The 22,997-nt window shown below is 47.7% G+C and carries 22 protein-coding genes and 1 tRNA gene; 7 read left to right on the forward strand and 16 right to left on the reverse strand.

The window, feature by feature from the left end:
• Positions 1 to 26: 26 nt before the first annotated feature.
• On the reverse strand, positions 27 to 461 hold the full coding sequence (locus VIM72_RS31800; RefSeq protein ID WP_332006824.1) for a DUF4258 domain-containing protein: 435 nt from the start codon (positions 459 to 461) through the stop codon (positions 27 to 29).
• Between the two features lie 91 nt (positions 462 to 552).
• Between VIM72_RS31800 and mtaB the strand changes: the two genes are divergently transcribed.
• Positions 553 to 1,830: a tRNA (N(6)-L-threonylcarbamoyladenosine(37)-C(2))-methylthiotransferase MtaB gene (gene mtaB / locus VIM72_RS31805; RefSeq protein ID WP_332006825.1), complete on the forward strand. Its 1,278-nt coding sequence runs from the start codon at positions 553 to 555 to the stop codon at positions 1,828 to 1,830.
• Here the strand turns inward: mtaB and VIM72_RS31810 are convergent.
• The 4 genes from VIM72_RS31810 to VIM72_RS31825 all read right to left on the reverse strand — a co-directional run bounded on the left by VIM72_RS31810 (position 1,827) and on the right by VIM72_RS31825 (position 4,989).
• A complete protein-coding gene (locus VIM72_RS31810) occupies positions 1,827 to 3,293 on the reverse strand; it encodes an MFS transporter (protein ID WP_332006826.1) in 1,467 nt (488 codons plus the stop codon). The two genes, mtaB and VIM72_RS31810, sit on opposite strands and share 4 nt — an antisense overlap.
• A gap of 75 nt (positions 3,294 to 3,368) precedes the next feature.
• Complete coding sequence (locus VIM72_RS31815) at positions 3,369 to 3,977, reverse strand: DinB family protein (protein ID WP_332006827.1); 609 nt, start codon at positions 3,975 to 3,977, stop codon at positions 3,369 to 3,371.
• A 56-nt stretch (positions 3,978 to 4,033) separates the two neighbouring features.
• Positions 4,034 to 4,672 carry a leucyl/phenylalanyl-tRNA--protein transferase gene (gene aat, locus VIM72_RS31820; RefSeq protein ID WP_332006828.1) on the reverse strand — a complete coding sequence of 213 codons (639 nt, stop codon included), beginning with the start codon at positions 4,670 to 4,672 and terminating at the stop codon, positions 4,034 to 4,036.
• Positions 4,673 to 4,680: 8 nt separating this feature from the next.
• Complete coding sequence (locus VIM72_RS31825) at positions 4,681 to 4,989, reverse strand: ATP-dependent Clp protease adaptor ClpS (RefSeq protein ID WP_332006829.1); 309 nt, start codon at positions 4,987 to 4,989, stop codon at positions 4,681 to 4,683.
• A 104-nt stretch (positions 4,990 to 5,093) separates the two neighbouring features.
• Here VIM72_RS31825 and VIM72_RS31830 point away from each other — a divergent pair, with 104 nt between their 5' ends.
• Positions 5,094 to 7,238, forward strand: a complete 2,145-nt coding sequence (locus VIM72_RS31830) for a cation:proton antiporter (RefSeq protein WP_332006830.1) — start codon at positions 5,094 to 5,096, stop codon at positions 7,236 to 7,238.
• A gap of 77 nt (positions 7,239 to 7,315) precedes the next feature.
• Here the strand turns inward: VIM72_RS31830 and VIM72_RS31835 are convergent.
• Together VIM72_RS31835 and VIM72_RS31840 are read right to left on the reverse strand one after the other, a co-directional pair.
• Positions 7,316 to 7,390: transfer RNA gene (locus VIM72_RS31835), tRNA-Val, on the reverse strand.
• 421 nt (positions 7,391 to 7,811) lie between these two features.
• Positions 7,812 to 8,753, reverse strand: a complete 942-nt coding sequence (locus tag VIM72_RS31840; protein ID WP_332006831.1) for a hypothetical protein — start codon at positions 8,751 to 8,753, stop codon at positions 7,812 to 7,814.
• A 132-nt stretch (positions 8,754 to 8,885) separates the two neighbouring features.
• Here VIM72_RS31840 and VIM72_RS31845 point away from each other — a divergent pair, with 132 nt between their 5' ends.
• Genes VIM72_RS31845 through VIM72_RS31855 form a run of 3 tightly spaced genes read left to right on the forward strand, consistent with a single transcriptional unit; the run spans position 8,886 to position 11,864 of the window.
• Positions 8,886 to 9,545, forward strand: a complete 660-nt coding sequence (locus VIM72_RS31845) for a metal-dependent transcriptional regulator (RefSeq protein ID WP_332006832.1) — start codon at positions 8,886 to 8,888, stop codon at positions 9,543 to 9,545.
• A 15-nt stretch (positions 9,546 to 9,560) separates the two neighbouring features.
• Positions 9,561 to 11,441, forward strand: a complete 1,881-nt coding sequence (locus VIM72_RS31850) for an Nramp family divalent metal transporter (RefSeq protein ID WP_332006833.1) — start codon at positions 9,561 to 9,563, stop codon at positions 11,439 to 11,441.
• Positions 11,442 to 11,477: 36 nt separating this feature from the next.
• Positions 11,478 to 11,864, forward strand: coding sequence for a thioesterase family protein (locus tag VIM72_RS31855; protein WP_332006834.1), 387 nt, complete (start codon positions 11,478 to 11,480; stop codon positions 11,862 to 11,864).
• 221 nt (positions 11,865 to 12,085) lie between these two features.
• Here VIM72_RS31855 and VIM72_RS31860 read toward each other — a convergent pair whose 3' ends face one another.
• From VIM72_RS31860 to VIM72_RS31885, 6 genes are all read right to left on the reverse strand, one after another.
• Entirely contained in the window at positions 12,086 to 12,823 is a 738-nt protein-coding gene (locus VIM72_RS31860; RefSeq protein WP_332006835.1) for a LytR/AlgR family response regulator transcription factor, read from the reverse strand.
• Positions 12,801 to 13,865: a sensor histidine kinase gene (locus tag VIM72_RS31865; protein ID WP_332006836.1), complete on the reverse strand. Its 1,065-nt coding sequence runs from the start codon at positions 13,863 to 13,865 to the stop codon at positions 12,801 to 12,803. Before VIM72_RS31865 ends, VIM72_RS31860 begins: the two co-directional genes overlap by 23 nt.
• A gap of 17 nt (positions 13,866 to 13,882) precedes the next feature.
• Positions 13,883 to 14,236: a DUF4288 domain-containing protein gene (locus VIM72_RS31870; protein ID WP_079469030.1), complete on the reverse strand. Its 354-nt coding sequence runs from the start codon at positions 14,234 to 14,236 to the stop codon at positions 13,883 to 13,885.
• A gap of 60 nt (positions 14,237 to 14,296) precedes the next feature.
• Positions 14,297 to 15,034: a LiaF transmembrane domain-containing protein gene (locus VIM72_RS31875; protein ID WP_332006837.1), complete on the reverse strand. Its 738-nt coding sequence runs from the start codon at positions 15,032 to 15,034 to the stop codon at positions 14,297 to 14,299.
• Between the two features lie 117 nt (positions 15,035 to 15,151).
• Positions 15,152 to 15,820 carry a flavodoxin reductase gene (locus VIM72_RS31880; RefSeq protein WP_332006838.1) on the reverse strand — a complete coding sequence of 223 codons (669 nt, stop codon included), beginning with the start codon at positions 15,818 to 15,820 and terminating at the stop codon, positions 15,152 to 15,154.
• Between the two features lie 43 nt (positions 15,821 to 15,863).
• Complete coding sequence (locus VIM72_RS31885) at positions 15,864 to 16,469, reverse strand: SGNH/GDSL hydrolase family protein (protein ID WP_332006839.1); 606 nt, start codon at positions 16,467 to 16,469, stop codon at positions 15,864 to 15,866.
• 190 nt (positions 16,470 to 16,659) lie between these two features.
• Between VIM72_RS31885 and icd the strand changes: the two genes are divergently transcribed.
• Positions 16,660 to 17,931 carry an NADP-dependent isocitrate dehydrogenase gene (gene icd, locus VIM72_RS31890; protein WP_142683439.1) on the forward strand — a complete coding sequence of 424 codons (1,272 nt, stop codon included), beginning with the start codon at positions 16,660 to 16,662 and terminating at the stop codon, positions 17,929 to 17,931.
• A 393-nt stretch (positions 17,932 to 18,324) separates the two neighbouring features.
• Positions 18,325 to 19,554 carry an NADP-dependent isocitrate dehydrogenase gene (locus VIM72_RS31895; protein ID WP_142683440.1) on the forward strand — a complete coding sequence of 410 codons (1,230 nt, stop codon included), beginning with the start codon at positions 18,325 to 18,327 and terminating at the stop codon, positions 19,552 to 19,554.
• A 71-nt stretch (positions 19,555 to 19,625) separates the two neighbouring features.
• Here the strand turns inward: VIM72_RS31895 and VIM72_RS31900 are convergent, their stop codons facing one another.
• The 3 genes from VIM72_RS31900 to VIM72_RS31910 all read right to left on the reverse strand — a co-directional run bounded on the left by VIM72_RS31900 (position 19,626) and on the right by VIM72_RS31910 (position 22,994).
• Positions 19,626 to 21,161 (reverse strand): L,D-transpeptidase family protein, encoded by a 1,536-nt coding sequence (locus tag VIM72_RS31900; protein WP_332006840.1) that lies wholly within the window; start codon positions 21,159 to 21,161, stop codon positions 19,626 to 19,628.
• Positions 21,162 to 21,554: 393 nt separating this feature from the next.
• Complete coding sequence (locus VIM72_RS31905) at positions 21,555 to 22,127, reverse strand: AraC family transcriptional regulator (RefSeq protein WP_332006841.1); 573 nt, start codon at positions 22,125 to 22,127, stop codon at positions 21,555 to 21,557.
• Positions 22,128 to 22,130: 3 nt separating this feature from the next.
• Positions 22,131 to 22,994 carry a hypothetical protein gene (locus VIM72_RS31910; RefSeq protein ID WP_332006842.1) on the reverse strand — a complete coding sequence of 288 codons (864 nt, stop codon included), beginning with the start codon at positions 22,992 to 22,994 and terminating at the stop codon, positions 22,131 to 22,133.
• Between the last annotated feature and the right edge of the window lie 3 nt (positions 22,995 to 22,997).

A 22,997-nucleotide genomic window follows, 5' to 3' on the forward strand; every position in this document is an offset into this window, starting at 1 on the left:
CGAATTACACGGAAAGAGGCGTTGAATTAATCGCAGTGACAGGTCCATTCCTTATCAAGATCTATACAGGTAATTACTTTAGCGTGCTGCGAATCGCAGGGGGCAAAAACGATCCGGAGATGCTGTCCTTCTCTGGAATAGCCTTCCAGTGCATAGGTTGGACAGGGCTGATCGTTTGGGTTGGATTTTTCGGGGTTCACCTTCCCTTCGGCAAGGATTTCCTCCACTTCGGCCCTTGTCACCTGTCGACAATCCATCCGACAGATGGCGTGTTTCGTATATTCAAGGTGGGCGTGCCTGTTAATCACCTCCCCTTCAATAGCGGGGCTGGCGGAATTACTACGGGCCACAACGGGGCGGCTGCCGGTAGAGGAAGGAGCGGGTGTACTTTTCCACCACTTCTGTTGCCAGCCGGCCAGCAACAGCAGGGTTAAGAGGAAAACGGGCAGGTATTTTTGCATTGATTTCATAAAGCAACAGAACGGCGCGCAAAATAGTTAAAAATTCCTTACCTAACTATGACATAAAAAGTTCCTACCTTTGCCTCCCTTTATGGAACAGGTAAAAACAGTAGCATTTCATACACTCGGCTGTAAGCTGAACTTTTCAGAAACCTCTTCAATCAGCAGGTTACTGGAGCAGGATGGGTTTGTAAAAACGGATTTCGACGGAACAGCAGATGTATATGTGATCAATACCTGTTCTGTAACAGATAATGCCGATAAGGAGTGCCGTATGCTGGTACGCCGCATACAGCGCCGGGCGCCGGGCAGCATGGTAGTGATCACCGGCTGTTATGCCCAGCTGAAACCTGAAGAAATTGCTTCTATTGAGGGGGTGGACCTGGTACTGGGCGCTGCAGAGAAATTTAATATCGCCGAGCATCTCAAAACACTCACCAAAGGAGACAGCGCAAAGATCTGTTCCTGCGACATTGAGGAGGTGAATAGTTTTCATGCTTCCTATTCGTTGAATGATCGTACCCGTACCTTCCTGAAAGTTCAGGATGGCTGTGACTATACCTGCGCCTTTTGTACCATTCCCATGGCCCGTGGCAAAAGCCGCAGCGACAGTGTTGCCAACGTGGTGAAACACGCACAGGACCTGGCGGCTACCGGCGTAAAGGAAATTGTGCTCACCGGTGTGAACCTGGGCGATTTCGGGAAAGGCTTTGAAGGCGGGAAAAAAAGGGAAGAAACCTTTTTTGAACTGGCACAGGAACTGGATAAGGTAGAAGGTATTTCCCGTTACCGCATCTCATCTATAGAACCCAACCTGCTTACCAATGAGATCATTGAATTTGTAGCCAACAGCCGCAGTTTCATGCCTCATTTCCATATTCCGCTGCAAAGCGGAAGCAACGAGATCCTGGGGCTCATGCGCCGTCGCTACCGCCGTGAACTGTATGCGGAAAAAGTAGCCCTCATCAAACAATTTATGCCGCATTGCGCCATTGGCGTAGATGTGATTGTAGGTTTCCCCGGCGAAAGCGATGCGCATTTCCGCGAAACATACGACTTCCTGCATGAACTGGATGTATCCTATCTTCACGTGTTCACTTACTCGGAACGCCCCAATACCGCTGCCCTGGATATCAAGCCGGTAGTGCCTGTGCATACCAGGAACGAGCGCAACAAAATGCTGCGCAACCTCAGCCACAAAAAGCAACAGTTCTTTAATGAACAACACCTGCATCAAACCAGGAAAGTGCTGTTTGAATCACTTGGGAAAGATGGTATGATGGAAGGCTATACCGATAACTACATCAAAGTAACTACTCCTTTCCGCCAGGAATGGCATAACCAGCTGATCGACTGGGACCTGCGCTAACCGGATTTCCTCCGGAGCAGGAAACCCCGGAAATGTTCGTGCCATGTGATCAGGTTGCCTATCAGGAAATAATCTTTCAGGTTATTTTTAATACTGCTGCGCATTATGCGCACCACAATATTTTTCCCTACTTCTCCCTTTTCCGCTACCAGCAGCAACAGTTCCAGGGACATCAGCAGCAGGATAGCGCTGATGAGGAACAGGAAGTTCCATTGATGCAAGGCCACCAGGTGCAAGGTTTTTGTAGTATGCGGGCCGGTGAATATTGCATCTACCTGTAAATGTCTTGATGAAAAAAAATCTGCCAGGTAACCACCTGCCAGGGGCGCCAATGCAGAAAAAACAGCGGTAATAATATTCCTGGTCGATAAGTATACCACTGCATCCTTTACGGGGGCCAGTTTCAGACCGATATTAGTTATTGAAAGATTGATGCCTGCGTTGGCAATACCGGTAAAAATATGGATCAGCACCAGCAATATCATATTGGCATACATCTCCGAATAAATTCCCACAAAACACCAACCTACCACACAGGCAATGTATAAGGGACCGCTGATAGCAAGGATGGTTTTATTGCTGTACCTGTCTGCAAATACGCCCCACATACGGAAAGTAAATACCCCTGTAAGCTGGCTTACCATCAGCAATATGGTAATAACAGAAAGAGACAGGTGCATGCCCTGCATCATGAATACCGTAAAGAACGGGGTAGCTATATTCAGCGCAAATACCCAGGCGGAGTTGAAAACCAGCAGGCGCAGAAAGTTTTTGTCCTTCAGCGGGCGTGTAAGTAACCTAAAGAAATTCTCTTTGTCCATGTAGGATTGCGGCTCTGCTGCGCCTGCCAGTATAAATGCGCCTGCAATGCCTGCAACACCGGCAGCAATGAACATACAGTAATAAGTAGTAAGCTCATAGGCAGGATAATACCGCCGGATATAATCCACGCCGAAAGCGGCCGCCAGGCTTAATATCACATTCAATCCCTGTGTGTAGCTGCTTCTTTTGGCGAAGTAGCTTCCCATGATCTGCTCAGGGATAAGATCCTTTATCCAGGCGTTCCAGCTGGGCCCGGCGATAGAGCCGAAGAAGTAAAAAAAGAAAAGAAAGAAGATCAGGAAATTGATATTACCTGTTTGGGGAAATAACAGGGGAATGGCGCCAATTAGCAATAACGGGATCCTGGCGAGGAGAGAGCATAGCACGGTTACCAGTCGCCTGTTATTGCTGCGACGCACCAGCCAGATGGATATTAACTGGAACACGTTGGTGAAAGTGGGGAGGCCGGACAACAACCCGATCTGCAGGTTATTGGCGCCCATGAGCAGTGCCATTGCCACCAGGAATGCCCCGCCGGTAAGCGTGATCATGGCTTCCGCGGCCAGCCCGTCGCCAATGATCAGCTTCATGCCGCGGGCCCTTTCGGGTTCGGTAATGTCGGTGCGCGGTCTCAGATTCATATTTTCAGCTTTCCCTATGAACAGATACCCGTGCACCGGCAATGATTATACCATGCCAAACAGCAGGGGTGGCTGTTACTTCGGGAAACCCGGGTCAGCCTTTACTTCCTCCAGCTGTTGTGTGTGGCGGTTGGTGTGCGCGGCATCCAGCAGTAACAACTGGTAGGCATCGATCGGGCCGAGCGCCGGGTGGTCTGTGATATGATCACGCAAAACGTCCTGGGTGTTGGTTACGTATTCGATGAGCTTATCGCGTTGCGCTGTAAATGCTTTAATTGCGTCCGCATTGGAGGAATAATTGTGCTTCGGAACCCCGAACTCAGGCGCCTTTCTTTTGTGGCTGCGGTCTTCCACATTTTTAATGATCTGTTCATCCGTGGTTTTGATGTCTTTCCTTCTTTCAGGATTGGCTGGTTGCTGCACCAGTTTTTGCTCTCCTTCCATGATGGCTTTTTCGATCAGGGTGATATGCTCCACGCATTCAATCACCGACCAGCGGTCGGCCGCGGGTTTGTACTCCAGTTGTGCATCTGTGAGGCCCTGCACATCTTTCAGGAGCTGATCCTTTGTTTGCTGCAGCTGAGTGAGGAGAAGGGATCTGTCTTCCTTTACGCCGGATACCGGGCGGAAGGCGGTGACTGCTGAAAAAACGGTTATTGTCAGCAGTAGCAGTAACTTTTTCATCGTGGATAAAATTTAAGTGCCAGGAAATTGGAGTTATTGATCAGAAGATAAGCAAATTACGAAAAGCTGATGATCTCCAGAAATTCCTCCCTGGTAATAAATCCTGCACCCAGCGAGGCCAGATGGTCAGTATGCACCTGGCAGTCGATCATCTGAAGCTCCTGTGCATAAGTTTGCACAAAAGTAATAAAGGCTGCTTTGGAAGCATTGCTCACGGTGGCAAACATGGATTCCCCGAAAAAGAAAGGACCTGTTTTAACACCGTAGAGCCCCCCTACCAATTCATTATGCTGCCAGCATTCCACCGACATGGCATAGCCTGCCTCGTGCAGCCGGATATAAGCTTCCTGCATTTCGGGTGTAATCCAGGTGCCGGTCTGGCCCGGGCGGGGAACGCTGCTGCAGCGGGCAATCACTCCTGCAAAATCTTCATTGAAAGTGATCCGGAATTGCTTTTTACGCAGCACCTGTTTCATACTGGCGGATACTTTCAGTTCATCAGGGAATAATACAAAGCGGGGATCGGGGCTCCACCACAGGATAGGCGGTTCATCGTACCAGGGGAAAATACCGGAACGGTAAGCCAGCAGCAACCGCTCCACCGACAGGTCCCCTCCTACGGCAAGTAATCCGTCGGGCTCGGACAGCTGAACAGGTGGAAAAACCAGTTGTTTATTAAGACGAAAAACAGTCATATCGGGAATCAGCTGCCTGCCATTTCTTCAATAGTGGCACTTAGTCCTCTCTCCTGCAGGGCTTCACAAAGGGGACGAAGCTTGAGATATTCGCCCTGTTTAACAGCATACTTTCCATTAAAATGAATGATCAGCGCGCACTGTTCGGCCTGCTCGTGCGTATGCCCGCAAACCTCCATCAGTGAGGAAATGACCCAGTCGAATGTATTCACCTCATCATTCCAGACTACCAGGCTGAACGGAAACTGTTCATCTTCCGCCACCAGCACATCTATCTCTTCCTCCGGTAATCCTTTTGTACTTGTATGATCGCTCATCTTTAATAAAAGCTTTATGCAAAATTACATGGATTATTCGTTAATTTATCCATATTTAGCAGAGATCTGCGGATTTCAGGATGCTTCGAATTTAAAAAATGGTTATGATGAACGGACTGGTTTTACTGATGGATACTAATTTACCACTGAAAGATCCCGTGCCGATCTTTTCGCTGGTCTTGTTTATAATACTGCTGGCCCCCATCCTGTTGCGTAAGCTGCGGATCCCCAGTATTATAGGGTTGATCATTGCCGGGATGCTGATCGGTGATCATGGTTTTAAAATTATACAGAAAGACAGTATTGACCTCTTTGCCAAGGCCGGGCTGCTATACATTATGTTCCTGGCGGGCCTGGAGCTGGATATGACCGAATTCCGCAAGAACCGCTACCGGAGCATGGTATTCGGCGCCTTTACCTTCTTTATTCCACTTGCAATGGGGTACGTGGTATGCACCTATGTGCTGGAGTTCAACTTTATGGCCACGCTGCTGGTATCCAGCATGTTTGCCACCCATACGCTGGTGGCTTATCCGCTGGCGAGCCGGCTGGGCATCACTAAAAATGAAGCCGTAACCGTGGCTGTGGGCGGCACTATTATTACCGACACAGCAGTACTGCTGATACTGGCAGTGATCACCGGCGCGCAGGCGGGCAACCTCAATACTTATTTCTGGGTACGGCTGGGCATTTCACTGGCCATTTTTGCCGCTATCATCCTCTGGCTGATGCCTATGCTGGGCCGTTGGTTTTTTAAAAAGATAAAAGACGATAAAACCTCGCATTTCATTTTTGTACTGGCCCTGGTATTTGCTTCCGCCTTCCTGGCGGAACTGGCTGGTGTGGAAGGTATTATCGGTGCGTTCCTTGCGGGACTGGCGCTCAACCAGCTGATCCCTCATACATCGCCGCTGATGAACCGCATCGAATTTGTAGGCAACGCTATTTTCATTCCTTTTTTCCTCATCAGTGTAGGCATGCTGGTAGACCTGCGGGTATTACTGAAAGGCCCCGACGCACTGATCATTGCCGGCGCGCTCACCCTGATGGCCCTTAGCAGCAAATGGCTGGCAGCCCTCTTCACACAGCTGGTTTTTAAATACAGCCCCAATCAGCGCAAGGTGATCTTCGGGCTCAGCAGCGCCCATGCCGCCGCTACCATCGCGGTGATACTCATCGGGTATAATATGCATATCGTGGATGAGCATGTGCTGAACGGCACCGTAATACTCATCCTCATTACCTGCCTGGTGGGATCTTTTGTTACAGAGAACGCAGGCCGCCGGCTGGCGATACAGGAAGCAGAAAGTAAACCTGAACCGGACGATCAGCCGGAACGTATACTGGTGCCTGTTTCCAACCCCGACCGTATTGAAGCGTTGCTCGACTTTGCCGTGATGATCAAGGACCACAGCGCCCCCACGCCTATTTACCCGCTGGCAGTAGTACAGGATAATGAAGAGGCAAAAGAAAAGATTCATCTCACCAACAAAATGCTGGAAAAAGCAGTGATACATGCCGCCGCCACAGAAAGTGATGTACAGGTAGTGACCCGTATTGACCTCAACGTTTCCGATGGCATCACACGCGCTACAAAGGAACTGCTGATCAGCGACGTGATACTTGGCTGGACGGATAAAACAAGCACCACCGACCGCTGGCTGGGCAACATTTTTGGTACCACCATGGACAACGTGCTGCAGCGGGTATGGGAAACAGTATATGTATGTAACTTCCATTCACCGCTGAACACTACAAAAAAAATGGCGCTGATCCTACCGCCCAATGCAGAATACGAACTGGGCTTCCTGCATTACATGCAAAAAATGTTTATGCTCGCCAAACAGGCAGGCGCCAGGTTACTGGTTTTCTGTAATGAGAAAACACAAACCATTACCACGGCATTTGCGGAGCAAACAAAAATGAGCGTGGACCTGGGCTTCCGCCAGTTTGATACCATCGAGGATTTCCTGGTGCTCTCCAGGGAAATAACCAGGGACGACCTGGTAGTAGTGGTTACTGCCCGTAAAAGCACGCTTTCCTATCATGCGTATATGGATGGTATCCCCGCGAAGCTGGAGCGTCATTTCAAGGATAATAACGTGATCCTTTTATACCCGGAACAGAGAGAGTTTGATTCACTGGAAGCAGGGCTGCAATCGGAAGACCTTACGCTGGCGCCTATACAGGAACAGATTGCCAACCTGAATAAACTGGGCAAAGCCGTAAAACGGATATTCAAGAAATAATGGTTACTGCCGATGGCTGGTAGCTAAACGCAAAAAGGTCCCGCATTTCTGCAGGACCTTTTTAATTGTGTGTAGCGTGGGAGCTACTGGATTCGAACCAGTGACCCTCTGCTTGTAAGGCAGATGCTCTGAACCAGCTGAGCTAAGCTCCCTCTTTGTTTCTTACCTATCGTCCCTTTCGTTCGATTGGATCGCAAAGGTATAAACTATTTTTATTCTACCAAATATTTTTTGAAAAAACGCGTGGATCGCCTTCGGCGATGCGAATTTTGTCTGACTCAGGATTACGCTGATTATACTGATTACCTTGATTTTTACGCTTTGATTCTTTTGAATTTTTAATAATAATTAAGGGAGATAAAAGCCGATATTCCTGCTTTTATCTCCCTTAATTATTACAATATCTTTTACAAATCTCAAAAGTATAATCAGTAAAATCATCATCGTCCCGAGTCAGACAAAATCCACATGGATATCTTTTAAGTCCTTTATAAAATCAAAAATAAAATCAAACTAATCAGTATAATCAGCGTAATCCTGCTCCAAGACAATTTTCATCGCCGAAGGCGATCCTTATTTCTTTTTCTTCTTCTCCACCTTCTTTGCGAAGCCGCCTTCGAAGAAGCACTTGATACCGCGGTAAGCGCCGCAACCGCCTATTTCACGGATGCTGACACGGTTACCGGTAAACTGGAAAGCAATGCCGCAGGATGATTCTTTGTCTTTATACTCTCCCCTGTTACCGCCAATATAATGTCCTTTTCCGCTCAGTTCTCCTTTGCAGTTACCGTTATCTTTTGAAAAGGTGATAAAGAACTGGAATGATTTGGGATCATCCCCGTCGCGGATAGATACAATGTTCATATCGCCGGAGGTATAGTCGCCGGAAAATTTATGCTTGCGTGGCAAAGTATCGATCGGGTTAAAGATCTGCCCGGCATTCGTAGGCCCGTTGGAGTTAGTCATGATCAGGGTTACGGTTCCATCGGGATTTACCATGTAAAAATCTTCTTTCAATGCGCTGCGGCTGCCCGACAGTTTCTTTTCACTGCTGATCTTTACTACGTTTTTGCTGTCTATCACCAGGGAGGTGACCGTTCCATCCGCACTACCGGTACTGGCTACACGTATCCTGTTGAGATATTTACCTTTTTTATCCAGGAAGCAGAGATAACCGACGGATTGCGATCTGCCGGCAGCCTTCACTGTCATATAATTCACTGCACTGCCGGAGATCCGCTGTAACGGGAAATACTTCACCGGTTCACTTTTGGAGAAATCACCCTTTGTGAGGGTATCTGTCAAAAACCGCATGGCGGCAGTATCCAGCCGTAATGAATCCGGCTGTTTCAGCTGGAGCGTATCCGGAGTAAGCCTGTAAGGCAGGGCGCCAGGGGTAAACAATGCCTGGAAGTCTTCAAATGTCATGGGCTCGTTGCCATCGCCCGTTTTCTTTTTTGATTTGCAGGCTGCCAGCATACCGATGGCCAGTAATAATAAAAGGAAACGCTTCATTACAATAGTTGATTCTGGGCGAAAAGTTATATATAATTTTTATATGTGCGCGTTAAAAAATCAAAAAACATACCGGATAGATAAATGTTCAGATTTATTATTTAGATTTGTCTAAATAATATTTTAGATAACATGAATTTATCGATCGCAGAGGAGAACCATATTAAGTCGATTTACAAACTGCAGGAAGGCGATGCGGTAGTTACTACCAATGCACTGGCCTATGAGCTGGATACAAAGCCCGCATCGGTTACAGACATGGCTAAAAAGCTGAAAGAGAAGAAACTGATTGAATATGAGAAATACAAGGGCATTACCCTTTCCGCCGACGGCAGGAAAGCCGCCCTGCAGATTGTACGCCGCCACCGCCTGTGGGAGTGCTTCCTGGTGGATAAGCTCTCCTTCAGCTGGGAAGAAGTGCATGAACTGGCTGAAGAGCTGGAACATGTGCGCAGTGAAAAACTCACCAACCGGCTCAGCGAATTTTTGGGTAACCCGGTAATAGACCCACATGGCGATCCTATTCCCGATGCCAATGGGAAACTGGTCAAACCCCGCCCCCAAACCTCGCTGGACCAGGCCAATGCCAAACGGCTGGTGGTAACCGCCGTAACGGACCAGTCGACCGCCCTGCTGGCCTTTCTTAATGCCAAAGGAATAAAGCTCGGCACCCAGCTGGAAATCATGGCCCATTACGAATACGATAATTCCATAGAAATAAAAGTAAAAGGGCAATCTCCCATCACCATCAGCGAGCAGGTGGCAAAAAATATTATGGTCAGACCCCTGTAATCATCAGCATATACTATGAGCATCGAACATATACATTCATCAGCATCATTAAGTGAGGTACATCAGAGTGTAGAAACAAACGGAAAATCCAGGTGGAAAAAGTTCCTCGCCTTCTTTGGCCCTGCCTACCTGGTGAGCGTGGGTTATATGGATCCCGGCAACTGGGCCACCGACCTCGCCGGCGGCAGCCAGTACGGCTATAAATTATTGTGGGTATTGCTCATGAGTAACCTCATGGCCCTGCTGCTGCAAAGTTTGAGCGCCCGGTTGGGTATTGTGCGCGGGCGCGACCTGGCGCAGGCAAACCGGGAAACCTATCCACCCGTGGTGAATTTTATCCTGTACATACTGGCGGAAATCGCAATAGCCGCTACCGACCTGGCGGAAGTATTGGGAATGGCCATTGGTATCCAGCTGCTCACAGGGCTGCCACTGGTATGGGGCGTGAGCCTGACCGTACTGGATACCTTCCTGCTGCTCATACTGCAGCGTTACGGCATCCGTAAAATGGAAGGATTTATTATCAGTCTTGTTGCCATTGTAGGCGCCTCCTTCCTCGTGGAACTGATCCTTGTAAAACCGCAGATGAATGAAGTGGTGAAAGGCTTTATTCCTACTATTCCTGACAACACGGCCCTGTATATTGCCATCGGCATTATCGGCGCTACCGTGATGCCGCATAACCTGTATCTTCATTCGGCCCTGGTGCAAACACGGAAAATAAAACGGGATGATACAGGGATCAGGCAAGCCATTAAAATGAATTTCATCGACAGCACCATTGCCCTGAACCTCGCCTTCTTGGTGAATGCGGCCATCTTAATACTGGCTGCCGCCGTATTTTTCAAAAGCGGCAGAACAGATGTGGCGGAAATACAGGATGCGCACCGGTTACTGGATCAGCTGCTGGGCAGCAAACTGGCGCCTATCCTGTTTGCGGTGGCATTGATTGCAGCCGGGCAAAGCTCTACGGTAACCGGTACACTGGCCGGGCAGATCGTAATGGAGGGCTACCTGCGCCTGCGTATCAATCCCTGGCTGCGGAGGCTCCTCACCCGGTTACTGGCCATCGTTCCCGCCCTGTTGGTGATCCTCATTGCCGGCGATGAAGAAGTAGGCGCACTCCTGGTGTTCAGCCAGGTGCTGCTCAGTTTGCAGCTGGGCTTCGCCATTATCCCCCTCATCCATTTTGTAAGCGATAAAAAAACGATGGGCGCTTTCGCGATTAAGCCAGTCACTAAAATTTTCAGCTGGCTGGTCACCAGTTTATTGGTGTACCTTAACATGCGGATGGTATTATCAGAAGCATTTGATTATATGTCTGGTACCGGGAATATTTTTGTAGATGGACTGATTATGGCCGGCTGCATCGGTTTCGTGGTGCTGCTGCTCATCACCATTGTATACCCGCTGCGGCGCCGCTACCGCGAAGATGCAGCCGCCGGTATCCATACTACACAGGTATCGCTGGGGGAAATGGAAAAGCCCACCTATCAATGCATCGCAATGGCCCTGGATTTTTCACAACGCGATAAGGATATCGTGACCAACGCCATTGCTCACGGTAATGAACACACGCAGTATATCCTGATCCATATCGTGGAAAGCGCCTCCGCCAAATACTTCGGGAAAGAATCGGACGACCTGGAAACACGTCGCGACCAGGAACAGCTGGACACTTATATCGCCCTGCTGAAAAGCCGCAATATCAACGCCAAAGGCGTACTTGGCTTCCGCAGGCGGGCCCGTGAAATTGCCCGCATCGTGCACCAGGAAAAGGCCGACTTCCTCGTACTGGGAGGGCACGGGCACCGGGGTTTCAAAGACTGGCTGTATGGAGAAACCGCTAACCAGGTAAGGCACCAGGTGAAGATCCCGGTACTGGTGGTGCAATAAAAACATTCCTAACTATAACGGGTAAACGATAACAATATGCTTTCCATATTCAAACCGGGAGATACCAGGCATTTCAGTCGCACCGTGCGGCAGGAAGACTGTGCCTCCTTCGACAGCGGCAATGTTCATCCGGTATATGCCACCTTTGCACTGGCGCGGGATGCAGAATGGTGTTGCCGCCTGTTTGTACTGGAAATGAAGGAAGCGCATGAAGAGGGTATCGGCACCCGGCTCACGGTAGATCACCGCTCCCCTGCCGTGGCTGGTAGCCAGGTGGATTTTACAGCAGTAATTACACAAATACACCGCCACGAAATTACCTGCAGTTACGAAGCCGTTTGCAATGGCCGTGTAGTGGCTACCGGAGTGCAGGTGCAGAAGATTCTTCCTAAAGAAAAACTGGAACAACTCTTTGCGCGGTGATCGCCTTCGGCGATGCGGATTTTGTCTGACTCAGGATTAAACTGATTTTACTGATTTCCTGGATTTGATCATTTTTGATTTTAATGGATTTGGGGAGATATAAGCGAATGAAATAATATCCGCTTATATCTCCCCAAATCCATTAAAATCAGTTTAAAATCCAAAAAATAAAATCCGGAAAATCAGTAAAATCAGTTTAATCCTGAGTCAGACAAACTCCGCTACAATCCCAGCGCCGCCTTCAGCCGCGGGTAACCGGTTTTGCTCACCAGTACCCTTGCCCCGCTGCGCAGGATGGCCAGGTGGTTTTCCTTTTCATAGGGATCTATACGGGTTACCTGGTTTACGTTGAGTATATAGGAACGATGTACCCGTGTAAACTGTTGCGGGTCCAGCATTTTTTCGAAAAATGACATCGTTTTATTCTTCAGGAAGCTGCCTTCCTGTGTTACTATTTTCACATAGTCATCTGCTGCTTCCAGGTAATGGATATCCTGTACGGGGATGATCTTGATCTTCCCGTTGATCTTTATTACCACGCGGTTGCTCTGCAAAGGCGTTGCTGCAGCGGTTTCCAGCAGTGCCTCCGTATTGGCGGTGGGTGTCTGAAAATGATCCAGCCATTTTTGTACTGCTTTATCAAAACGATCGGCGGAAAAAGGTTTCAGCAGGTAATCAACCGCATGTACTTCAAAGGCCCTGATAGCATGTTCTTCAAAGGCGGTGGTAAAGATCACGGCGGGCATATTTTCCACGAGCTCCAGCATCTCAAAACCGGTGATCTTGGGCATCTGAATGTCCAGGAAAACGATATCCGGCTGATGTTGTTGTATGGCCTTTAATCCTTCAAACCCATCATTACATTCCTGTACTACTTCTATCTGTGGAAAGTTTAACAGGTATTCCTTTACCACTTCCCTGGCCAATGGTTCATCGTCAATTAATACTGCTTTTATCATGCGATTGTGGTACTTTAATAACGGTAGTAAATTTATTTTCAACGGTGGAAGTTTCCAGCAGGTCCTGGCGTGCAAACAGCAGGTAAAGCCTGCGTTGTATTGACGACAAGCCGAAGCCGGTTCCTTTATTTGGTTGCTGCAGTTCGTTGTCGAACGGGTTTTGCACCGCGATGTACAACATATTATCTTCCAACCATGTTTTTATGCTGATGGTGATATCACCAGTGGTATCGTATAATCCGAATTTAATGGCATTCTCTACTACAGGCTGCAGCAGCATGGGCGGCAGCAGCATTTTGTCGGCCTCCTCATAGGTAGTAACGTTAGCGGTTAAACGATGTCCGAAACGTACTTTTTCTATATCCAGGTAGAGCTGCAGGTAGTTCAGTTCTTCGGAGAGTGTGATCCATTGATCATCTTCGCGCTTCAGGGATCCTCTCAGAAAATCAGAAAGCTTCAATACCATTTCGCGGGCTTCTTTTGGCCGCAGCATGATCAGTGCGTTAATGGAGTTGAGGCTGTTAAACAGGAAATGCGGCTGCAATTGCTGCCGCAGTTTAAAGAGCTCTGCTTCTCTTACTATCTTCTCCGTGGCTTCTTTACGTTCGCGGTATTCCTGCTGCTCTTCCGCATCGTACCACATCTGGCTCCGGTAGCCGATGCCTGCAATCAGCATCCATCCAACAAGGGCATGAATGGGGATTGCATTATTCAGCCAGCTGACATAGTTCGGATTGCCGGGAAAGGCGGAGGTGAGGAGCCAGCGGCTCAGGCATACCCACAATACAGACAGGGCAAAGCTCACGATAGACACATAGCCAAACTTCATGGTGCCGTCTGCCGGGCGATAATAAGCCACGTTATGGCTGATTATAATACCGGCGGCTCCCAGTAGTATTACGTGTACTGCGCTGTCAGTCGCAGATTCCAAAATGGGGAGGTCGTACCAGTACCACAACAGTCCGCCATATAAGAGCAACCATATAGCGAATGGAGTGAGGAAAGTCCACCAGGAATTGCCTTTCATCAATTGTTTAAGCAAAGGAGCCGTTTTTTTTGTTATACGTTAAGCTCAAAATACTGTTGGCCTTGTAACTGGGCCGATTTCATCTGTAGCCAGGCGATGTAGGAATTCGGATCTCCCGGTTCTTCGATGCGGGAGTAGAGTTCCATACCATCTGTCAGCTGGTCCAGGGTATATACTTCCGGTACATTGATGAACTTCCACTGTACCAGTTCCTGTTGCTGATTCTTAAAAGCATATTGTTCCTGCATACCAATTTCGCGGGCTTTATCGCAGGCGTCTTTCTTGGTAACAGCGCTGATCAATCTTAATTGTTCATCAAACTGCGGGGTATGATTGCCTTCGCCACAGATGATCTGGTATACAACTTTCGCAACAAACCAATGCATAAAATTAAATTTAAAAGTTGGAGAAGATAGAATAAAGGTTGAGATATGGATATTTTATGATCAGAAGCTTTTTATTTCCACGCCGCCGAGTAAACAGGTTCCTTTCAGGATCAGCAATTTCTCAATTGGTCCGTTAGGGATCTGCTGGCCCATGTAACGTTTATCTTCCACACCGCCCAGGATAGTAGTGATATCTACCTGTACTTTCCAGTTGGCCGGCACAATGATTTCACATCCGCCAAACACCGTGGTGATGTCCATTACAGCCGCGCCGTTGATATCTGCCTTCATAAAATTGAGTGTTGCGCCCCCGAAAATAGCGGTTACATCGCCTCCCTTAAAATTTTTAGACATTATCGCTTTATTCACACTGCCGAAGATGGCGGTAGCATTCAGTACATCTTCCCCGGTAGAGAATTCCTCACTGGCGGCGAAGCTCTTTTTTCTGGATGGCCATTCTGCCTCCGGATAATTTTTTTTAACGATCAGCATAATACCCACCAGGATCAATACAACCGGCCAGATAAACTGGGCAGTGGCGTATGGCAGATCAAATATTTCGTTTACCAGGAAGATTCCGCCTACCAGCACCATCACGATCCATCCCCCGGGCCTGAAGTTATGCTTAGCTCCAATAACGATACCCACAGCTATCAGGATCATTTCCCAGGAGAACAGCCAGTGGGGCAGGTTCAGATCCAGGCGTTGCAATAACAGGCAGGCACCAACGATGATAAGAACTGCACCGCCTACAAAGCGGCCTTTTCTTCTTGATGCTTCAATATCTTCGTTTCTCATTTGTTTTATTGTTTATGATACAAATGTAGAACGGCGCCTTGTTATTGAAAACAGGGTTTAGGCTAATAAAGCACCCTTACCGGTAAAAAGCAGGAAATTGCCGGTGAAAATGACGGGTTATATTTCTACCGTTACCAGGGCATCGTTTCCGGCCAGTTTTACCAGGATGGCTTTCAGCTGCTGCACCATAGGATCGGGGCCACAGATATAGAAATGCTGGTTAAAGTTCCGGATCTTCTCTTTCAGGTAGCGCTCATCAATGGTATGATGATCGTAGCCGGGTACCTCTTGTGCAGTGAGGGTATTAATAAAGCGGGGGCCCAGCATAGCTTCAAATTCATCTTTCAGGATAATATCCGCCAGGGTTTTATTGGAACAGATCAGCTGGTTGCTGCCCAGCTGGCCTTTTTGCTGCAGGTCGCGCAGAATGGCAATAAAGGGCGTAACGCCTGCACCACCCGCAATGAACACGCCTTCGCCATTATAGTGAATGGTGCCCCATACATCGTGCAGGATAAGTTCATCACCTGCTTTCAGCAGGCCCAGTTCATGGGTAACGCTGTTATGGTCGTCATAGATCTTAATGGTGAACTCCAGTTGATCCCATGAGGTGAGGCTTGTAAAGGTAAAAGGGCGTCTTTCTTCTTCCCATCCGGGTTTGTTGATAGCTACTTCTGTGGCCTGGCCAGGCACAAAGGTATATCCTGCGGGCTTTTCCACGGTAAATTGGCGAACGTTGTGCGTTACAGGGGTAATGGCCAGGATTTTTACGATATGGCTTTCCATTTGTACAGGTTTTCTTGAATATGAAAGTAGGGTATTTTTCGTCTCAGCGCAATGCCTGCAGCAATAAAGGCAGCAATGCGGCCGCCCAGCGGCGGTAGTCTTTCCCGGAGGGATGCAGCCCGTCGGCCGCTACCAGTTCCGGGTCCTGCGGGGCTTCCCGGGTAAAGTGCGTGATATCCAGGTAAGGCACCAGCCATTCCCCCGCGATGGTTTTATTAACCGCATTGTAGGCATCTATTTCCCGGCTGATCTGCTCCCGGTCGCGGTTTGCCGCGAAGGGAGTTACGCCCCAGTCGGGGATAGACAACACTACCACATGCGCAGGATTATTACCTGCAAAGGCAATGGCTTTTTGCAGCAGCGCGGTAAACTCACCTGCATATTCCTCCACGGAACGACCGCGGTACTGGTTATTTACACCGATCAGCAGGGTTACTATATCGTAAGTTTTATGTATATGAGCGGCGGCAATACCGGCTTCCAGTTCGTCGGTGGTCCAGCCGGTGGTGGCTATGATCTGCGGTGGATCTACCGCTATGCCCTGTTCCCGCAGCAAAGCGGCGGCCTGTACGGGAAAACATTCAGGATAGGCAACCTGTTCACCTATGGTATAACTATCGCCAAGGGCGAGATACGTAACTGGTATCATGCTGGTAGCTGAGATTTTGTTGCTGCAAAAAAGTGTGCAGCAAAATAACATTAATCCTAACATAAGCAAAAAGTTATATGCGGGTGTTAAATTTGCGGAATAAAGGGCAAATCTTCCCACTGCGTAAACTGAAAAGCCTTACCTTTGCACGCGATTACAACAATTACGTAACGCATAAAGAAACCGTTTTATGCCGGCAGAAAAAATAACGATGAACAATGGCCTGTTACAGGTCCCTGCACAACCCATCATCCCATTTATAGAAGGCGACGGAATAGGTCCGGACATCTGGAGAGCCAGTGTACGCGTATTCGACGCGGCTGTAGAGAAAGCTTATGGCGGTGATAGGAAAATCGAATGGAAAGAAGTACTGGCAGGTGAAAAAGCCTTCCAGCAAACAGGTGAATGGCTGCCAAAGGCTACACTGGATGCACTGAAAGAATACCTGGTATCTATCAAAGGTCCCCTGTCTACTCCCGTTGGTGGTGGTATCCGCTCCCTGAACGTTGCTATGCGCCAGGAACTGGACCTCTATGCCTGTGTAAGGCCTGTACGCTGGTTTAACAAGGTGCCTTCCCCGGTAAAACATCCGGAAAAGGTGGATATGGTGATTTTCCGCGAAAACACGGAAGACATCTATGCTGGCATTGAATATATGACGGGTACGCCTGAAGCAAAGAAACTGCTCGATTTCCTGCAAAATGAAATGGGCGTTAAAAAGATCAGGTTCCCGGAAACCTCTTCCCTGGGTATTAAACCGGTATCCATTGAAGGTACAGAAAGACTGGTACGCGCTGCAATTATCTATGCCCTGGAGCACAAGCGCCCATCGCTCACCCTGGTGCATAAAGGCAATATCATGAAATTCACCGAAGGCGGTTTCAAAAACTGGGGCTATGCACTGGCAGAAAGAGAATTCGGTGATAAAGTATACACCTGGGAACATTGGGAAAAAACCAAGAAAGAACTGGGTGAAGAAGAAGCTAACAAAGAGCTGAAAGTAGCCACCGCAAAAGGAAAGCTGTTGATCAAGGATGTAATTGCGGATAACTTCCTGCAACAGATCCTGCTGGCGCCGCAGGATTACTCCGTGGTAGCTACCCTGAACCTGAACGGCGACTATATTTCCGATGCACTGGCTGCCGCTGTAGGCGGTATTGGTATTGCTCCCGGCGCCAACATCAACTATCTTACCGGCTATGCTGTATTTGAAGCCACCCACGGCACCGCGCCACGCTTTGCCAATACCAACACCATGAACCCGTCTTCAGTGATCCTGAGCGGCGTAATGATGCTGGAATACATGGGCTGGAAAGAAGCTGCCGAAATTATTGTTCACGGCCTCAGCACTGCTATCATGCGCAAACGCGTTACCATCGACTTCTACAACCTGATGGATGATGCCACCCTGGTAAAAACCAGCGAATTTGCGGATGAAGTGATCAAGCAAATGCAGCACTAAGCGCGGATTTTGTCTGACTCAGGATTATGATGATTATAATGATTAGCCTGATTTTATTTTATGGATTAAGCTGATTAAATTTTTTATATAATTCGGGGAGATAGAAGCGGATAGAACCGCTTTTATCTCCCCGGTCTGTTTTAATTAATTATTAAAATATCCGCGTAATCGTCAAAATAAGTGTAATCCTGAGTCAGACAAACCCCGCTCCCATCTCCCAATTCAAAAAATAAAATCAAGCTAATCATTATAATCATCATAATCCTGAGTCGGACAAATTCCGCGAAATTTTGTTTTTTTCCCAGCTATTCGTATTTTTCGTGATTATCCCAATTGGGACTCGCTTGAATAATTGTTGTGAAAAGCTTTTAATCTAATTTTAAAAAACCCGAAATGGCAGAAAAAATTAAAGTTGCTAATCCGGTAGTTGAACTGGATGGTGATGAAATGACACGGATCATCTGGAAATTCATCAAGGATAAACTGATACTTCCATATCTGGATGTTGAGATCAAATACTTTGACCTGGGCATGGAGCACCGCGATGCTACCAACGACCAGGTGACCATTGATGCAGCCAATGCTATCAGGGAAGTAGGCGTAGGTATCAAATGCGCTACCATTACACCGGATGAAGAGCGTGTAAAGGAGTTTAACCTGAAACAGATGTGGAAATCACCCAACGGAACTATCCGTAATATCCTGGATGGCACCGTATTCCGTGAGCCAATAGTGACCAAGAATGTTCCGCGCCTGGTGCCAAACTGGACTGCGCCGATCTGTATTGGCCGTCATGCTTTTGGTGACCAGTACCGCGCTACCGATTTCGTTACAAAAGGAAAGGGTAAACTGACCATTAAGTTTGAAGGCGAAAACGGCGAAGTGATTGAACATGAAGTATACAACTTCAAAGGCGATGGCGTTGCATTGGCCATGTACAACACCGACGAATCTATCAAAGGCTTTGCCCGTGCATGTTTCAACCAGGCACTGATGAAAAAATGGCCTTTATACCTGAGCACCAAAAACACCATCCTTAAAAAATATGATGGCCGTTTCAAAGATATCTTCGAAGAAATCTATCAACAGGAATTTAAAGCTGAATTCCAGGCCAACGGCTTAACCTATGAGCATCGCCTGATCGATGACATGGTGGCCAGCGCACTGAAATGGCATGGTAACTTTGTATGGGCCTGTAAAAACTACGATGGCGACGTACAGTCTGATACCGTTGCACAGGGCTTTGGTTCCCTCGGCCTCATGACTTCCACCCTCATCACTCCTGATGGTAAAACAATGGAAGCAGAAGCCGCTCACGGTACTGTAACCCGTCACTATCGTGATCACCAGGCTGGTAAACCTACTTCCACCAACCCTATCGCTTCCATCTTCGCATGGACACGCGGACTGGAGTTCCGTGGTAAACTGGATAACAACCAGCAACTGATCAACTTCTGCCAGGCACTGGAACAGGTTTGTATTGAAACTGTGGAAAGTGGTAAAATGACAAAAGATCTGGCTGTTTGTATCCATGGAAATAAAGTAGAACATGGTAAACACTACCTGTATACTGAAGAATTCCTGGAAGCGCTGGATACCGCACTGAAAGCGAAACTGGCTTAATTTACGAATAATAAAAAAGCAGCGGGATGAATATCATTCCGCTGCTTTTTTATTTAATGAGATAAAGACTTTTACAACTTCATCTTCTTCCTTAATATCTTATCTTCTCCATAAATATCATCATAGAAAACAAGCTCCCCGTTTTTTCCTTCTGCAGTAAAATACCGTAGATAGATGGGAATATGTTTAGGCAGATCTATCTGTTTCTTTTCCTCCCTCGCCAGCCATACCCGGATACTATCACCGCTGTGCCTCAGGCTATCGGCCCGCACCAGGTACTGCGCCAGGCTATCCCATTGCTGCACCCGCACGCAACCATGGCTCATGGCCCGCATAGAGTTCTTAAACAATCCGCGGTTATTGGTATCATGAAGATATACACTGTATTTATTCCTGAAATTAAACTTCATGACGCCCAGTGAATTATCGATGCCATCCATCTGCCGGAGCACATAAGGGAAATGCCCTTGCTTGAGCTTTGACCAGTCGATGGTATATGGATCCACTGCATTGCCATCCTTATCAATTACTTCCAGGTTTTTCTTAGCGAGATAACCGATATCTTTTTTTATAGCAGGCAGCATTTCCTTAAACACAATGCTGTAAGGCACGCGCCAGTAAGGGAACATCATAAAATTGGTCATATAGGAATTGAGCAGCGGTGTGCGCGTACGCGGCGCGCCTACAATTACACGGGATTCCAGCACCACTTCCCCGCTATCCACCACTTTCAGGTTATAACCCGGCAGGTTCACGAGGATATACCTGGAAGGCAGTGTATCCGGCAGTTTACGCCAGCGATCAAGGTTTACAGCGGCTTGCATGATCCAGTCGTGCGCAGAGCGGTTCATGGCCATTACTGTTCTCTTCCCGGCCACACCATCGGGATAGATATTGAACTCTTTCTGAAATGCTTTTACACCTGTTTTCAACAGCGCTGAATCCAGCTCACGGCCAGTGGTATCAAGATGCCCGCTTTGTACCAGGCGGTTGAACACCAACTGGCGGAAACCCAGTGTGTCCGTATAATTAAGCGGTAATGTATCCCAGTGGTAGTCTGCGTATTTGGCTTTGAAAGTTTGAATCCCTTCTTTCAGGGCAAGGTATCCTTCATGGGTAGGCTCCAGTGAATGCAGGATAGCTGTCACATTTTTCTCTTCGAGCGCCTGCCGCAACCGGGCAATAAGCTCTTCATCTGTAAACGCTGAATCTTTCCTGAGCGTAACGCTGTCGCGCGGCGCAACGCCGTAGCGCAGGTCCGACGCCATTTTCATGAAAGCGTCTGTCATCAGTACATCTACCTTCGCCCATAGGGCGGCGTCTTTTTTTGCAGTAGCATCGCTGCTGATCTGCTCCCATGCAGCGGTAAGCGCCGGCTCATGATATTGCGCCGGCAGCAGCCCCATATCTTCCGCATGCTGGATCATATACAGCATGGAATCGGCAGCAGGATTGGTAGTCCCGTTCTTTGACCATTGGCTTGCCGGTTTATCAGCGCCATAAAATTCCTGTATTGCTGAAGGTCGGAAGGACTGCAAACTGTCTTCCAGTTCGCCTTCGTTATCTTTCAGGGCCGACAATCGTTCAGTGATACTCTCGGTGATCACTTCGTCTAACTGTCTGATGTTTGCTACAATCTGTTTTTGTTTTGGGGCGGTATGCTTTTTTTTATTGACGCAGGCTAACAACAAGCATACTCCAGATCCGCATAACAAACTGATAATAAAAATTTTGTTCTTCATCTGCAGTAAATCGCTATGGTAAAGATAGGGATTTACAAATACTGTGCTGAAAATTTTTATGGAACAAGGCGGAAGATCTGCATAAACGCGCTTATCTGCAGCAATCTTTCTTCACAAAAAGCGACTGTATAAACTTTAATATACCAACAACTACTTTCTTCATCTCCGGATTTTTTAAAAAGAGAAGCCACGGTGTGCAGCAGCTTCTCTTTAAACTAAAACTAAAACAACTAATTTTTATTTCTTTACCGGGCGTATTCAGATCTTATCCAATGATATACGCTCAGGTGCCTTCAATTGTTTAAATTTACTGGGCGTAAGACCTGTTACTTTTTTGAATTGCGCCGACAGATGCGCTACGCTGCTGTATCCCAGCTTGTAACTGATTTCACTTAAGCTTAATTCGTTATATGCCAGTAGCTCTTTCACCCGCTCTATTTTCTGTTGAATAATATACTGCTCAATGGTAGTGCCTTCTGTTTCAGAAAAAAGGTTACTGAGATAATGATAGTCTTTCTGCAACTTTCCTGCCAGTAGGCTGGAAAAGTTCTCCTTCATCTCATCCAGCTCCGAGTGATGCACTGCCTGTACAATAATACTTTTTATACCTGCAACCAGTTGTTGTTTTCTATCATCTATCAGTAAAAATCCTTCCTGCTGAAGCGCTACCGATAACTGCTGTAATTGTTGCCCGGAAACGGTTCCATCTACAATTGCTTTACCCAGCTGTATTTCCTTAATGCTCAGTTGCTGCGCGGCAATGGTATTAGTAACCACCTTGATGCAGCGCGGACAAACCATATTCTTTATAAACAGATCTGTTGTAGCCATCGGTTACTTTTTGATATTAAAAATATTATGCTCCACCCTGATTAAAAAAGAGTTGGAGGAATTCCTCGGCATACTCCCGGTTAACTGGGTGCGGTAAGACAGGTCCAGTCTTGTAGTGCTGTTAAAAATAAACTGCACTGCGGGAGCAATGTCCAGGTAAGAGCCTTTGCCTGCCGCATCTGTATTGGTTTTACCCAACAGCTCCAGGTAGAGGTTTAGATTGGTTTGCTGAAAGCTTTTATACTTAACAGGCAACACCAGGTACCCGGCCGACAAGCTATAATTCACCGCATTCCTTGAAAATTCATCCGGGATATTGTCCTTTATATTGTTCATATAACGGGAATATCCCAACGTTGTGGATAAAGCCAGTTTATGCAACAATTGTGTGGCAATAATGCCGCCGTTTACGCCTGAAGTAGCGCCTTCCAGGTCCAGCTCCTTATTGTTGTACGGACGCATAGAGTGAGCGCCATCCGGCATTACCGGGTAATATGGGTTATTGATCACAGCGCCCCGTACATAGGCAGCCATGCGGAAGTGTGCATGCTGCTGATCCAGCGACAGGAAGCGGTACTTAGCGTATACACCGCCACCCTCCAGCTTTACAGAGGGCTGCATCATATTGGAAGCATATCCCAGCACATGTAACATGAGCTTTCTATTTACCCCCCACATCACTTCCGGTTCAAAACGCATCCCGTTGTCGCCGGAATGCTTCATGTCAAAAAACTTGTTGGTAAGCCTGATGCCCAGCGAGTTGGCGGGCATATTGCTCGCCGGCTCTGTATTTACATACAATTCCTGGGCAGCTGCCATATCATAGCCGCCTATGATAACCAGGGCGGTTAATAAAAATCTTTTCATATA

The organism is Chitinophaga sp. (assembly GCF_036569185.1).
In the GTDB taxonomy this organism is placed as follows: domain Bacteria; phylum Bacteroidota; class Bacteroidia; order Chitinophagales; family Chitinophagaceae; genus Chitinophaga.

Bases quoted from the DNA above. Each gene is read 5' to 3' on its own strand.
- icd (WP_142683439.1), top strand. From the start codon at position 16,660: ATGCCGGCAGAAAAAATAACGATGAACAATGGCCTGTTACAGGTCCCT.
- VIM72_RS31880 (WP_332006838.1), bottom strand. From the start codon at position 15,820: ATGGAAAGCCATATCGTAAAAATCCTGGCCATTACCCCTGTAACGCAC.
- VIM72_RS31875 (WP_332006837.1), bottom strand. From the start codon at position 15,034: ATGAGAAACGAAGATATTGAAGCATCAAGAAGAAAAGGCCGCTTTGTA.
- VIM72_RS31840 (WP_332006831.1), bottom strand. From the start codon at position 8,753: ATGAAGCGTTTCCTTTTATTATTACTGGCCATCGGTATGCTGGCAGCC.
- VIM72_RS31825 (WP_332006829.1), bottom strand. From the start codon at position 4,989: ATGAGCGATCATACAAGTACAAAAGGATTACCGGAGGAAGAGATAGAT.
- VIM72_RS31855 (WP_332006834.1), top strand. From the start codon at position 11,478: ATGCTTTCCATATTCAAACCGGGAGATACCAGGCATTTCAGTCGCACC.
- VIM72_RS31830 (WP_332006830.1), top strand. From the start codon at position 5,094: ATGATGAACGGACTGGTTTTACTGATGGATACTAATTTACCACTGAAA.
- VIM72_RS31860 (WP_332006835.1), bottom strand. From the start codon at position 12,823: ATGATAAAAGCAGTATTAATTGACGATGAACCATTGGCCAGGGAAGTG.
- VIM72_RS31910 (WP_332006842.1), bottom strand. From the start codon at position 22,994: ATGAAAAGATTTTTATTAACCGCCCTGGTTATCATAGGCGGCTATGAT.
- VIM72_RS31885 (WP_332006839.1), bottom strand. From the start codon at position 16,469: ATGATACCAGTTACGTATCTCGCCCTTGGCGATAGTTATACCATAGGT.
- VIM72_RS31905 (WP_332006841.1), bottom strand. From the start codon at position 22,127: ATGGCTACAACAGATCTGTTTATAAAGAATATGGTTTGTCCGCGCTGC.
- VIM72_RS31810 (WP_332006826.1), bottom strand. From the start codon at position 3,293: ATGAATCTGAGACCGCGCACCGACATTACCGAACCCGAAAGGGCCCGC.
- VIM72_RS31845 (WP_332006832.1), top strand. From the start codon at position 8,886: ATGAATTTATCGATCGCAGAGGAGAACCATATTAAGTCGATTTACAAA.
- VIM72_RS31870 (WP_079469030.1), bottom strand. From the start codon at position 14,236: ATGCATTGGTTTGTTGCGAAAGTTGTATACCAGATCATCTGTGGCGAA.
- VIM72_RS31815 (WP_332006827.1), bottom strand. From the start codon at position 3,977: ATGAAAAAGTTACTGCTACTGCTGACAATAACCGTTTTTTCAGCAGTC.
- VIM72_RS31850 (WP_332006833.1), top strand. From the start codon at position 9,561: ATGAGCATCGAACATATACATTCATCAGCATCATTAAGTGAGGTACAT.
- VIM72_RS31800 (WP_332006824.1), bottom strand. From the start codon at position 461: ATGCAAAAATACCTGCCCGTTTTCCTCTTAACCCTGCTGTTGCTGGCC.
- mtaB (WP_332006825.1), top strand. From the start codon at position 553: ATGGAACAGGTAAAAACAGTAGCATTTCATACACTCGGCTGTAAGCTG.
- VIM72_RS31895 (WP_142683440.1), top strand. From the start codon at position 18,325: ATGGCAGAAAAAATTAAAGTTGCTAATCCGGTAGTTGAACTGGATGGT.
- aat (WP_332006828.1), bottom strand. From the start codon at position 4,672: ATGACTGTTTTTCGTCTTAATAAACAACTGGTTTTTCCACCTGTTCAG.